This is a genomic window from Dellaglioa sp. CoH-57-MRSF-22 (assembly GCF_056781895.1).
Genome location: NZ_JBXAXT010000007.1, coordinates 1 through 13,129 on the forward strand (window position 1 = coordinate 1; position 13,129 = coordinate 13,129).

General features: G+C 31.1%; 17 protein-coding genes. 2 read left to right on the plus strand and 15 right to left on the minus strand.

What is annotated here, in order from left to right; translation table 11 throughout:
• Window positions 1–46: 46 nt before the first annotated feature.
• Together AC1RPR_RS07010 and AC1RPR_RS07015 are read right to left on the minus strand one after the other, a co-directional pair.
• Complete coding sequence (locus AC1RPR_RS07010; protein WP_481761807.1) at window positions 47–454, minus strand: CvfD/Ygs/GSP13 family RNA-binding post-transcriptional regulator; 408 nt, start codon at window positions 452–454, stop codon at window positions 47–49.
• Between the two features lie 57 nt (window positions 455–511).
• On the minus strand, window positions 512–1,096 hold the full coding sequence (locus tag AC1RPR_RS07015; protein ID WP_481761808.1) for a peptidylprolyl isomerase: 585 nt from the start codon (window positions 1,094–1,096) through the stop codon (window positions 512–514).
• Window positions 1,097–1,225: 129 nt separating this feature from the next.
• Between AC1RPR_RS07015 and AC1RPR_RS07020 the strand changes: the two genes are divergently transcribed.
• Both AC1RPR_RS07020 and AC1RPR_RS07025 read left to right on the plus strand, forming a co-directional pair.
• Complete coding sequence (locus AC1RPR_RS07020) at window positions 1,226–2,218, plus strand: NAD(P)/FAD-dependent oxidoreductase (RefSeq protein WP_481761809.1); 993 nt, start codon at window positions 1,226–1,228, stop codon at window positions 2,216–2,218.
• A 39-nt stretch (window positions 2,219–2,257) separates the two neighbouring features.
• Window positions 2,258–2,896, plus strand: coding sequence for a VTT domain-containing protein (locus AC1RPR_RS07025; protein WP_481761861.1), 639 nt, complete (start codon window positions 2,258–2,260; stop codon window positions 2,894–2,896).
• A 78-nt stretch (window positions 2,897–2,974) separates the two neighbouring features.
• Here AC1RPR_RS07025 and AC1RPR_RS07030 read toward each other — a convergent pair whose 3' ends face one another.
• The 13 genes from AC1RPR_RS07030 to comGA form a co-directional block, all read right to left on the minus strand.
• Complete coding sequence (locus tag AC1RPR_RS07030) at window positions 2,975–3,607, minus strand: TIGR01906 family membrane protein (protein WP_481762413.1); 633 nt, start codon at window positions 3,605–3,607, stop codon at window positions 2,975–2,977.
• A complete protein-coding gene (locus AC1RPR_RS07035) occupies window positions 3,591–4,376 on the minus strand; it encodes a TIGR01457 family HAD-type hydrolase (RefSeq protein WP_481761811.1) in 786 nt (261 codons plus the stop codon). Before AC1RPR_RS07035 ends, AC1RPR_RS07030 begins: the two co-directional genes overlap by 17 nt.
• A 22-nt stretch (window positions 4,377–4,398) precedes the next feature.
• Complete coding sequence (locus AC1RPR_RS07040; protein ID WP_481761812.1) at window positions 4,399–5,013, minus strand: YutD family protein; 615 nt, start codon at window positions 5,011–5,013, stop codon at window positions 4,399–4,401.
• Window positions 5,014–5,050: 37 nt separating this feature from the next.
• Complete coding sequence (locus AC1RPR_RS07045) at window positions 5,051–6,424, minus strand: bifunctional metallophosphatase/5'-nucleotidase (RefSeq protein ID WP_481761813.1); 1,374 nt, start codon at window positions 6,422–6,424, stop codon at window positions 5,051–5,053.
• A 345-nt stretch (window positions 6,425–6,769) separates the two neighbouring features.
• Window positions 6,770–8,143, minus strand: a complete 1,374-nt coding sequence (locus tag AC1RPR_RS07050) for an amino acid permease (protein ID WP_481761814.1) — start codon at window positions 8,141–8,143, stop codon at window positions 6,770–6,772.
• 116 nt (window positions 8,144–8,259) lie between these two features.
• Window positions 8,260–9,276, minus strand: a complete 1,017-nt coding sequence (locus AC1RPR_RS07055; RefSeq protein ID WP_481761815.1) for a class I SAM-dependent methyltransferase — start codon at window positions 9,274–9,276, stop codon at window positions 8,260–8,262.
• 78 nt (window positions 9,277–9,354) lie between these two features.
• Window positions 9,355–9,651 carry a hypothetical protein gene (locus AC1RPR_RS07060; protein ID WP_481761816.1) on the minus strand — a complete coding sequence of 99 codons (297 nt, stop codon included), beginning with the start codon at window positions 9,649–9,651 and terminating at the stop codon, window positions 9,355–9,357.
• Between the two features lies 1 nt (window position 9,652).
• Window positions 9,653–10,075, minus strand: a complete 423-nt coding sequence (locus tag AC1RPR_RS07065) for a competence type IV pilus minor pilin ComGF (protein ID WP_481761817.1) — start codon at window positions 10,073–10,075, stop codon at window positions 9,653–9,655.
• Window positions 10,072–10,359 (minus strand): hypothetical protein, encoded by a 288-nt coding sequence (locus tag AC1RPR_RS07070; protein ID WP_409022756.1) that lies wholly within the window; start codon window positions 10,357–10,359, stop codon window positions 10,072–10,074. Before AC1RPR_RS07070 ends, AC1RPR_RS07065 begins: the two co-directional genes overlap by 4 nt.
• A 1-nt stretch (window position 10,360) precedes the next feature.
• Entirely contained in the window at window positions 10,361–10,795 is a 435-nt protein-coding gene (locus AC1RPR_RS07075; protein ID WP_409022757.1) for a prepilin-type N-terminal cleavage/methylation domain-containing protein, read from the minus strand.
• Window positions 10,773–11,087, minus strand: coding sequence for a competence type IV pilus major pilin ComGC (gene comGC, locus AC1RPR_RS07080; RefSeq protein WP_409022758.1), 315 nt, complete (start codon window positions 11,085–11,087; stop codon window positions 10,773–10,775). Before comGC ends, AC1RPR_RS07075 begins: the two co-directional genes overlap by 23 nt.
• Window positions 11,084–12,142 carry a competence type IV pilus assembly protein ComGB gene (comGB, locus tag AC1RPR_RS07085; protein ID WP_481761819.1) on the minus strand — a complete coding sequence of 353 codons (1,059 nt, stop codon included), beginning with the start codon at window positions 12,140–12,142 and terminating at the stop codon, window positions 11,084–11,086. Before comGB ends, comGC begins: the two co-directional genes overlap by 4 nt.
• Window positions 12,084–13,064 (minus strand): competence type IV pilus ATPase ComGA, encoded by a 981-nt coding sequence (gene comGA, locus AC1RPR_RS07090; protein WP_481761820.1) that lies wholly within the window; start codon window positions 13,062–13,064, stop codon window positions 12,084–12,086. The genes comGB and comGA overlap by 59 nt, the downstream gene beginning before the upstream one ends.
• Between the last annotated feature and the right edge of the window lie 65 nt (window positions 13,065–13,129).

Below are 13,129 nucleotides of genomic sequence, written 5' to 3' on the forward strand. Positions count from 1 at the left end.
TTATTTGCGATATTCATTATCGCCTCAATAGCACTTATTAAATATATCAGCTTTCTTTTTCTTGGTCAAGTCTATTTCTGTGAATATCTCTTAATTGTTGGCTTATCCAAAAATCCATTTTATCATCTATTGCTTTAAACCCTGTATCTATAGACCTATTTGTCCAATAATATTTATGTTTTATTTTAATACCTGTACTTTTAAGATTACTATTTTGTTTAGTAAAATTTCTAATTGAAAAACTCATTTTACTGTTATATTCATCAATATCAATAATCCTAACCGTAATTTTTTCATTTATTTTTAAATAATTCAATATGTTATCCACATAACCGTTATGGCATTCCGAAATATGGATTAAGCCTTGAACTCCATCCGCAATTGTTACAAAAGCACCATATGATTGAATACCTGTTATAGTTCCTACAATAATTTGTCCAATTCTATATTTCATTTATACTCCTCAATCTTTCGGTAAAAACGGCCAAAATAAAAAGGACTTTCATCCTCTTTATTTTGTTACTATCATATCTTCAATTACAATTGGTTCAACTGGTTTATCTTGCATAGCTGTTTTTGCACCCGCAATTTTATCAACAATGTCCATTCCACTAACAACTTGTCCAAATACTGTATGATGAAAATCTAACCAAGGAGTTCCACCTTTTTTATATTCTACGACTACCTCTTCAGGATAATTTGCATCCTTTAATTGTCCAATCATCTGTTCAGGAACATTCGAATTTTGGACAATAAAAAATTGACTACCATTTGTTGATGGTCCAGAATTAGCCATCGATAAAGCACCTCTTAAGTTAAAAAGTTCAGAAGAAAATTCATCTGCAAACGATTTACCCCAAATACTTTCACCACCCATTCCAGATCCTGTTGGATCACCAGATTGAACCATAAAATCAGAAATCACTCGATGAAAAATAACGTCTTTGTAGTATCCATTTTCTGAAAGTCCAATGAAATTTTCTACCGTCTTAGGTGCTTGTTCTGGAAATAATTGAATCGTTATATCACCGTAATTCGTAATCATTTTAACTTTTGGTCCAACTACATGTTCTAAGTCTAATTGTGGGTATGTCATAACTATGTTCCTCCTATTCAAACTTTATTGATTCCATTGTACCCAATTTCACTCTATTTTACTATTACTTTATATTTTTTATGCGTTATACTATTATAATGCTATTAAATGGAATGCTAGGAGACTGTTATGACAACAAATGAAATATTTGATATTACTATCATTGGTGCCGGACCCATCGGACTATTTACTTCAACTTATGCGCACATGCGCCAAGCTAAAACTCAAGTTATTGAAAGTCTTCCCGACATTGGTGGACAAGTTGGTACATTATATCCAACGAAAAAAATATATGATATAGCTGGATTCACTGGCATATCAGGTGAACATCTAATTAAGGAACTTTCAAGGCAAGCTCACCAATTTGACTTTGACGTTAAATTAAATGAGACCGTCTTAAATTTCGAAAAAGAGAATGATATTTTTAGGATTCAAACTTCTAAACGGGTTACATATAGTAGAACAATTATTATTACGGCTGGAATTGGTTCTTTTCAGCCACGTAAATTAAATATTGCTAATTCAGCAACATTCGAGAATGAATCATTATTTTACAATATTAGTGACCTTTCTAAATTTTCTCATAAACAAATTGCTATTGCTGGCGGTGGTGATTCTGCTATCGATTGGGCAAATGAGCTATCGAACATTACAAAACAAATTCATATGATTCACCGTCGAGATAACTTTAGAGCTCTAGAGTACAATGTCACAAAACTCAAAAAAACTGATACTATATTTGAAACTCCCTTTTCGATACAATCACTTTCTAAAAAGAATGGTCGCCTTGAAATTTTGCTAAAACATTCTAAAAATAATCTTAATAAAACGATAATTGTTGATAATTTACTTGTGAATTATGGCTACTTATCCGATAATAAAATTATTAATGCTTGGGGTATAAATATGGATAAGAAACTAATCTCGGTAAATTCTGAAATGGCAACTTCCATTCCCGGTGTTTTTGCCGCAGGAGATATTGTTTCATACCCTGGTAAAATAGCACTAATTGCTTCAGGATTTGGTGAAGCACCGACTGCCGTAACTAGTGCCCTAAATTTTATAAACCCAAATATTAATCGAACTATTCATAGTACGCAACTAATGAATCCACATTATTAAAAAAATAGAACTTAAGGGGTATTTAATATTATGTCTGTCATAAACTTTTTTATAGATTTTGTTTTACATATAGACACACACTTGATTAGTATTGTGAACAACTTTGGAAATTGGACCTATCTTATCTTATTTTTTATTATCTTCATAGAAACTGGAGCGGTTATTTTACCTTTCCTACCTGGTGATTCACTTTTATTTGCAGCTAGTGCTCTAGCAGCAAATTCAATTTATCATTTGAATATTTGGATATTTGTAATCCTCTTTCTTGCTGCAGCGTACATGGGAGACTCACTAAATTTCTTTATTGGAAAAAAAGTAGGGAACTCAATTTCAGATCATTCATTATTTAATAAAATGATTAGCAAAGATAGTCTCGATAAAACAGAACAATTTTTCAATAAACATGGTGGACCCGCAATTATTTTAGCAAGATTCATGCCTATTATTCGTACGCTTGCTCCCTTCATCGTTGGTGGTAGCGGATTTAAGTACTCTCGCTTCTTACGCTTTAGTCTAATTGGCGGATTTGCATGGGTCACCATTTGTTGTTCTGCTGGATTTTTCTTTGGAAACATTGCAATCGTACAGGAACATTTTTCTTTAGTCGTATTGGGAATCATACTAATTTCCTTAATTCCAGCTGTATTTAGTGGTATTAAGTCAAAATTAAGTAAATAACTAGCTATTAATATCCCACCCTTTCTATCTTAATCTAATAAAAAAACGAGACGCCATTTTCACTGGTGTCTCGTTTTTTTAATTACTACGTTTAATTTCTCTCTTACCAAAGTAAATACCAACTAAAAAGAACATCTCAATTAGACAAAAGACCATTAGAAAACAAATCATAAAAAAATTTTCTGGTAATGCCAAAATGATTGGATCTAGTTTAGGATTAAATATCCAATCATTATTTCTAAACACGAGCTCATGAAATAGTATAAAATAATGATCAAAATTAAAGAAAAGTAAAAATACACTAAGAAAAGGAACAGTAATAGCCATCTGAAAAGGTCTTACCAATTTCCATAATTCCTTTTGTTTTGTTAATTGACCAATAAATATTATTGCAATAAATCCTAAAATTAAAAAACAACCATAATTAAACTGCACCAATTGTTTAACATCATGATAATGTTGCATCCCATTATATGATGAAGGCAATATCATTTTTACTTTATTTACCCAAGGATAGTTAAAATAGTCTAATAAATTATTATAATCAGACATTAATTCTGATTGGTTTAACCCAACAATTTTATTCAAATGTGATTGCTTGATAAAAATTTTATAAACAAACGTACTATTAATTACCAATATAATAGAAAAAGAGACAATCGCTAGATATAAACTTAGCCACTGTCCCATTTTTTTAACGCGCTCTATCATTATCAAAGTCCCAATCATCAAGTGAATCCAATTGAATAGTTGGTTGAACTTTTTTAGATGCCACTAAGTTTTTTGTTGAAACGCCCGTATAGACTAACATTGTATCAACCCCAAAGTTAATTCCGGCTTTAATATCTGTCATGTAGTTATCTCCAACCATCACAACTTCACTTTTCTTCAAGCCAAGTCTTGATAGGGCTTTTTCCATGATGATAGTTTCAGGTTTACCAATATAAGTAGCTTCTTGTTGTGTTGTACATTCAACCATCCTTACCAGCGATCCAGCACCAGGAAGTAGTCCACGTTCATTCGGAATATTAGTATCAGCATTTGTTCCAATAAATTTAGCACCACGTTTGATTGCTAAAGTTGCCATTTCAAATTTATGATACGTAACATCGGAATCTAACCCAACAACAACATAATCAGGCGTCGTTTCCTCAATAATAAATTTTTTATCCATAATTGCTTTCTTTAATCCGTTTTCACCAATAATATAAACACTTCTTTTATCAGGGTTTAACGCATCTAGATAATCTGCAGTTGCAAGTGCCGCCGTATAGACTTCTTTCTCAGTTACATGTATATCAAAATTATTTGCTAAATTATTGACAACATCAGCTGGTATTTTAGTCGTATTATTAGTCACAAATAAAAATGCAATATTTCTTGCTTGTAGAGACTCGATAAATCGTTTTGCTGCCGCAATTTTTTCTTTTCCTCGATAGATTGTACCATCTAAATCAATCATATAACCTTTATATGCCATTATTATCACCTTGCCTATTTAATTATGCTTTATCTTTTTGCCTAATTACAAATTCGTGTTTCTTTGTTCGTTTTGTTGCCGTTTTTAAATTATTTTTTTGTGGTTTTACTGGTTTAGACTTGTTTAATGGTACTTTAGTTTTTTTATTTTTTATTTGATATTTTTTTTCAGTTGTGTGCGCCCTTACTACAGGTTTTCTTTTCTTACCAACTGGTTTAACTGTTTTTTTACGTTCTTTAGGATTAGAAATTGGTTCAGGTTTTTGAATTTCCAAATTGTGCAACACAAAATAAGAACATCCAAAATTACAATATTCATATAAATAATCTTCAAGAGTATCGATACATTGTGACCGATATGCCTTTTTATTCTCGGTTTTATAAAAACCTCTTAATCGAAGTTGATCATATCCCCAGTCTCCAACAATATAATCATATTTCGTTAAAATTTGGCTAAATCGTTCCGTTAATTTTTCAATTTCAAAACCATCTCTATAATTGGAAACAAGATCATATGGACGGTTATCGATTAGTACTCGGGTTTCACTCTGTCGAACAACATCACTAGCATAAGCTTTAATTTTTTCTGCTTTTATTGCAAGTTGCTGTTCTCTCTTTTCTTTCTGTGCTTGATTCAAATCTCAAACCTCCTTTTACAACTTTAGTCATACTTCATTATACAGAAAATTCTAGTTTTAAATAGTCCCCAACGTAATCTCTTAAAAATTTCTTGCCATTTATCGAAATTTCTCCGGTTATTTCTATGGTTGGAAAAAACGGTATATACATAAAATGATCAACTGTTGCAATAGTATAATATGCATCCAAGTCAATTTTTTCGTTATGATATATAAGGTCCCCATTTTCTTGTTCTACCAGTCCATCAATCACTACTTCACCAAATAATTGGCCTCTAAAACCCATCCCTTTAATTGGGAATTTCTTAAGAAATGAACTATTCTTTTTAATTTCTTGTACTAATCGCCATAGATTATAACCAGTTAATTTAGCAGTAATAACCCGCATTGGGTGTGGCAGTGTTTGATGCAGGTCATTTTTTGTTACAAATCCTTTTTGTAAATTTTTCAAAAATAATCCACCATTTAACATTGCAATATCCGTTTTTGTACCCGCTTCGATGGCTTTCAATGATGTCTGCATTAATGCTGAATTTTTAGTCCATGATGCTTCTAAATCTTCAGGCAATTTTGCAACAACTTCAGATGTTAAAATTTTTTCTCCGCGTAATCTATATTCTGCTATTTCGTCTTGGTCACTTATAACTTCTGCTAAACTTTCTGTTTCAATTACTTTAGCAACTTCTTTTCTAATTTTATGATTTTCAAGTTCAATCGCTACTTCGCCCACGTACATCCCCCACTTACCAGCTGCGGCCAATAATGATTCATTAACTTTTTCACCGGATTTCAATAAATGATGTGTGTGGCTTCCTAATACAATATCTATCTGAGGATACTTTGCAGCTACTTTTCTATCTACAGGTAAACCTAAATGTGATAACAAAATAATAACATCTACTTTACCTGCTATTTTTTTTAAAAGTGAAGGTAAAACGGTATCAATTTGATTAGATTCCCAACCATTCATCTCATACGTCATTGGAAATGGTGCTGTCAAGGCAATTATTCCAATTTTAGTTCCAGCTGCAGTTTCCATTATTTTATATTCTTTGGCCCATGCAGGACGATTATTAACTTCTCCATCTACCACGTTATCAAGGATAATGTCGAATTTTGCATTATCATATAAATGTTGTAATTGGCTTCGCGAATTACCAATACCTTCATTGTTACCAATTGTCGCTGCATCATATGCTACAGTATTCATTAATTCAATATTGGCTTTGCCATTTGTAGCTTCCGACAACGGGTGCACACGATCAATTGCATCTCCAATATCAAAAGTTAAAACAGTTTGATTTTGTTTTTCAAGCTTTATTTTTTCAGATTGTAAAAATCGCCTAATTTTAGGCCAATTTTCTAAATGTGAATGAATATCATTTGTATGTAAAATCGTTATTTTTTCCATTAGTTTATATCCACCTTATTTTGATTATTTACTGACTTTCTTTTCACTAACTATATTATTATGGTTGTCCTAAAGTTCTTTTCTAACCATCAAATTCCTAATAGGTGGGTTCAACATTATTAGTTATACTATATCCTATATTATACTGCTTACCGTGTCCAAGTGAATTTATATGACCCTTTACAAAAAATAGCATGCAGAAAATAGTATTGCTCGCGCTGAAATTAACTATTAAATTGTAATGTTTTTAGAAGCAAAATCAAACAATATTTTCAACAATTACTTTTAATTTGTGCCCTAAGTATACAAAAAAAGACCCTCACACGTGGTCTTTTCAGCAAAAATTTAATTTTCCATCTTCATTTGAACACTTTTAATAACATAGAGTACAATTAACCAACCAATTGAAGCAATCAGCGCAATTAATGTATCAGGTTTTAAGCATAGCACAATACCTACAAAAGTTAGAAATAATAGAATTAAATAATTTGTAACAGGAAAGAAAGGCATTTTAAATACTAGCATTGATTCTGTTTTTTCTAGTTTTATTTTTCGTCTATACTTCAAATGTGCAATTACAATTGCTCCCCAAATGAACAAGAAACAAGTCGTTGCAATACTTGAAATAAATGTAAATACCGATTCAGCCATAAACATATTCAGTACGACTGAAATTGCAATCACAAGAGTCGAAAATTGTAATGCAAATGCAGGTACTTGATTATGTGATAACTTACTAATTTTTTTAGAAAATTTATTTTTTTTATTATAATTAAGCGAGAACAACATTCTACCTGTACTAAATAAAGACCCATTACAAGCTGAGGCTGCAGCTGTAATTACAACAATATTAATAATGCTGGCTGCTGATTTTATCCCTATATTTTCAAATACTTGAACAAATGGACTTTGTGATTCCGAAATCATATTCCAAGGATAAATCGCCATAATTGCCAATAATGATCCTACATAAAACAAAATAATTCTTAAGGGTATTTCATTAATTGCTTCTGGGATAACCTTTGTTGGGTTTTCAGTTTCTGCAGCTGTTAATCCTACCATTTCAATACCGACAAAACTAAACAGTACCATTTGAAATGACAAAATAAATCCTTTAATTCCTTGGGGGAAAAATCCACCGTGACTTACTAAATTCGTCAAACTGGCATGCCCAGCTGAAGTTTTAAAGTTTACCACTACCATATACACGCCAATACATATCAACACAATAATGGCAATAATTTTAATGAGTGCAAACCAAAATTCTGTTTCACCGAATAATCCCACTGTAACTAAATTTATTCCTAAAAGAATAAGGAGCATAACCATACCAGGAATCCATTGCGGCAAGTTAGGAAACCAAAATTTCATATATAACCCGACTGCGGTAATTTCTGTCATTGCAATTGTTACCCAACAGACCCAATATGTCCATCCAGCAACAAATCCAACCTTTTCACCTAGATATTCATAAATAAAATCAATAAATGAATGTGCATTCACATTCGATAACAGTAATTCACCTAACGAACGCATTAAAAGAAAACATGCAATTCCGGTAATAATATATGCCAATAAAATAGATGGCCCAGCCAAATGAATAGATTGACCTGCTCCCAAGAATAAACCAGTCCCAATTGTTCCACCAATTGCAATTAATTGAACATGTCGACTTTTTAATCCTCTAACATGCTGATCTTCTGAACTTTTTTCTGCCATTAATATCAAACTCCCTCTATAGTAATTAAGTAGATTATACATGACACATGTTAATTTCTAAAGAAATTATTCTTTTTATAATTAAATAAAAAAAGCGACTCAAAATATGAGTCACTTTACTTATTATTAAAGTTGGCCTTTATCCACTTATCTAACGTTTTAACAAAGCTCTGAAATAGTTCTTCACCCTTTAGTGATGGGAAATCACCTAATAGTACTTCATCAACTTGTTTACTACCTTCGCCATGTTTCTGTAAAATCAAAATAGATTTACGTGAATTAGCTGAACTAAATAATTCCACAGGTAAATTGAGCATACCTTGAAGATATGCATTTGATTGAATGTAAACGAGTAATTTTTTTGCTTCCTCTGTTTCAAATAAACCAGTAGGAACAAGGTATATGCCAAAACCGCCATCATTTAAGTATTTGATTGATTGTTCTATTAATAAATGATGTACATATGAATGACCTTCAGTTGCATGTGTAGCAAAATGGGTAACTCTTTCATCTAGAGGGTAATAACCAATTGGTAAATCAGCAATAACAACATCAGATTTTTTTACAATTAGGTCATCAACCGCATCTTGGTGAAATAATTCTAAATTTAAGTGTTGTAATTGTCCACTTAACCCTGCAATTGATAACATTGTATCATCATTATCAATCCCGTATGCTTTTGAAATCTCAAACTTATCAGCAGCCATTTGATTCAAAATCGTCGTCAGTAAGTTCCCTGATCCCACTGTAATGTCCAATAAACTAAACGATTTTTTTGTACTTATTAATTTTTCTAATACAAATGCAACTAAAAATCCAATTGTATCTGGTGTTATTTGATGATTAGGTTGAATACTTTCTTGTCTTGTTGCCTTCAATAAAACTAACTGTACAACTTTACGTACATCTTCTGACGATAAGGCATTCAAATTCATTTTTTTATAAATCTGATTCAAAATTTTTACATCTTGCTCACTTGGTAATCCATCTTCTACGTGTACAGATTTATTATCTAACAAATTATTGCTAGTCTCAATAAATGCGTCCAAATAAGTGATTTCTAAACTTTTTTGTAAAATATCAATTGTTTCATTAATCTGATTAAAGTTCATTTCTATTTCTTCTAATGACATAAAATCACTCCTTGAATTTATTTGCTCGTTTCAGTTTAACGATTTTTAATTCTCAATTCAAGTTAAGTTTCTTTTTTATCATTTTTCTGAAAAAGAATATCGATTACCATTCTTCAAAATAACCTGATAGGCTCCTTTTTGATATTCAACAACACCATAATTATAAGTATATTTTTCTTTTAGATTTTTTGCTTTTTGATTTAAAATAGTCATGTTTTTCATAGTTTCTGCTTGATTATATTGGCATATTTTCTGATAACTAGTGAATTTTGCTTGGAAATATATCAGTTGTCCCAATAACAAACCAATTAATAACATTAAACAAAATATGGCTGATACAACTAAATGTCCGTTTAATAATTTGATTTTTCGCATCTTAATCCTTTTTTTCCATAGGTATTACCAATTTTAAAGTCTTATTTTGGTGTTCTTGTTTGATTTTTAAAAATAGAATTGGTTCATCGTATGCCACCGAAAATGATTTCACATGATATAAAATTGGTATATGACCTCCTGAAAATCCAATAAACTGTATCATTTCATTATGCTGACTAAGATAGTAGCGAGCTCCTGTCTTATTATTTTTTAATGAAATTGTATATTGACCAACATCTATTATCTTCAAATCTAAGTGATCTGACTCCAATAATCCGATACATTGCTGTAACGAAAAATCTCTATCTCCGCTAATTTCTTGGTGTTCATTTGTACATAAGTGCCAACATGTTGTCATTAGACTAAGAGAGATGATAAATATACCTAATGCAATAATAGTTTCTAACAAAGAAAAACTTTTCATTGCAATTTAATACTTGTTAAATCATTTTCAGACTTAATTCGAATTTCAGACATAGTAGCACATTGTAATTCGCCATCAACTATTTTTGATAATTTACTTGTCGGATGAATGACTAATAATTTACTGATTTCTTTCAGATTTCTTGTAGTTGTTGTTTTATGATTCCAATAATCTTCTTGTTTCTGTAATGTGTGATTGGTCTGTACATATAATCCAAAACCTGATGCGACAATAGTTAAAGTCATAATAGCGTCAGCTAACACAATTCCTGACATTTTACGCACGTTATTCGACATCCTTTCTAATAAATTGACCCCACCCAATTTGAAATACTATTTTTTGATTTCTATTTGGTAATGTGGATTTAAAATTAACTGTTTTACCAGTGATTTGCCCACTTTTATTTATTTTTATCGTTACTCTATTTTTAACTGTCACAGTCTTCGGATAGTCTAATTTAATTTTACTATTGCCATTAATAATGGTCATTTTATCATCATTAAAATTAATACTATTAGGCATCCGATTCATCGGTGCCTCTACCACTGCACTTTGCCAAAGTTGTTCAAAATTTTGCCAAAATTGTTTTTCTTTAGATATCGCAAGTACTTGATCCATTGGCCCCATTAGCAATAGACCACAAATACTAGTAATTGCCAACGAAATAAGCATTTCAAATAAACTAAATGCTTTAAATTTAGTTTTCTGTTTTAACAACATTATTCGAGATAATAATATGATTATCTTTTGCTTCCTTTTCTTGCTTTTCAGTTAAATATTTTTCCGAAACTAAATCAGCAAAATTTATCGATTTATTATGCGTTTCATTTTCATACAAATCAACCTGCGTTTGGACGACGCTAACTAACGCTTCATCATTAACCCGTTTAGCACCTGCTCTTTGATGTCCAATGTTAGGTAATATAATCAACATTAGAAGTGAGATAATAAATAAGACACATAGCATTTCAACAAGCGTAAATGCTTTTAATTTTTTTCTATTTTTTTTCATTGAATTTCCTCCATAGTTTGATACATAGGTAATAATATTGTTAAATACAACCCAACAATACAGGCCGCTACAATTATGAATGCAACTGGCTGTACATAAATCATGATTCTTTCGACAGATGACTCAAATTTACGATAAGTTAATTCCGAATACATTAATAATTCTTGGCTCATCACATCTAACGTATTACCTTTTGCGAGAAATGTCGTTATCTCATTAGGAAATAAAGGACTTTTATCGATCATTTGTTTTGTACTCCCACCATTTTCAAAATGATTCGTTAACTGTTTACCTAACTGATATAGTAAAGATTTTTGATCAAATTGATTTAAATAATCACATATTTTATTCAAATTTAAACCACTTGCTAAAAGCAGACCCAAATTAAATGTTAAATAATAATGACAATAATCCCGATAAATTTTACCTACTATGGGGACCTGACAATACCAAACATGCCTGTTCATCGTACTTTGTTTTGAAACACGAATGATAATTTTTATGATATATCCGATAAATAGACTAATTACGACAGAGATAATACTCTTCATTAAAATCATTTTAAAGTTAGAATTTGATGACGCACCTAACTGACTATAATTTATTTCAGGCAAAATAAATTGTTGGATTCCGATATATAAGACAACCAGTAATCCCATCAGAATCATTGGGTATTGCATGAGTTGCTTTAACTGTTTCTTTTGTTTTACTCTAACCGTCATCAATTTTCCGAGTTGTTTAATACTTTTATTTAATCCGCCATATTTTTCAGAAATCGTAATTTGATAATACGAACTTTTTGAAATATACGGCTTGATACCTGTTGAGAAGGGTTCACCACTTCTTAACTTGGATTCAATTTTTTGAATATCTATTTTCCCAACTGGAAATAATTTAGTCGCCGTTGTTAAAGATTGCCTGAGCGAAAATCCCGAATCTAATAAGTCTGCCAAGACTTCGAAAAATTCACTTTGTTTTTGAATTGACCATTTTCTTCTATTTAAAATTATTTGCTGTTTCAATTGTAATAATATTTTTCTTAATACATTGATCAAGGTTATCATGCCACCTTTCTAAAGCTATTTTTTGATTAAATGTTCCTTCAAGAACAGACTCTAACTTTTGACCTGTTAATATATCAAATAGTACACCGCTTCCACCTTTCGTTGTTTCAATTAATCGCTGATAACTTACTGCCTGTAGCGTTCTATTGAGATCATCTCGACTAACGCCAAGATTTTCAAGTCGTTTAATTGTTCCTACTGCATTTCTTGCATGTACGGTACTTAAAATTAAATGACCACTCATTGCAGCTTTAATTGCAGCATTGGCAGTGACTTCATCCCTGATTTCACCGATAATAAAAATATCAGGATGGTGCCTCAATCCAACTTTTAATAATTCCGCATATGTCATGTTTGCTTTATCATTAACCTGTAATTGAATAAAATTAGGATTTTGAATTTCAACTGGATCCTCAATAGTTAATATTGTTCTTTGATTCTGAATCATTTCAGCCAGTTGGTACATTGTCGTTGTCTTACCTGAACCCATTGGACCTGAGAATAAAATTAGCCCACTGGACCCACATGCATTTATCAACTGCTGAAATTGATTTGGTAAAAGTTGAAGTAACGGTACATCGGTATTCGAATAAATAAATCGTATAACAATCGATTCTCTACCTAAAAAATCGCCAACACTCGAAATTCGGCAATTTACCTTTTTATGTTCTATCTGCCATTGAAAAGTCCCAAACTGCGGCCGCCTAGTTTCGCTCAGAATCATATTTGCCTTAAATTTAAGAAAATTATTCATTTGTATCATCTTTTTTTCTGAATATACATTAAGGCTATGATAGTTATTCAACGTTCGATACTTAACTAAGCATCCCTTGGCACTTGGAATTATATACATATCACTTGCTCTGTTTTTAACACATATTTTAATCATTTCTTGTATTTCTGTTTCAATCATCTCAATATCCCTCCTTTCCATATATTTAAGTACGCAAAAAAAGCCAAAACATTTAATTTTGGCTT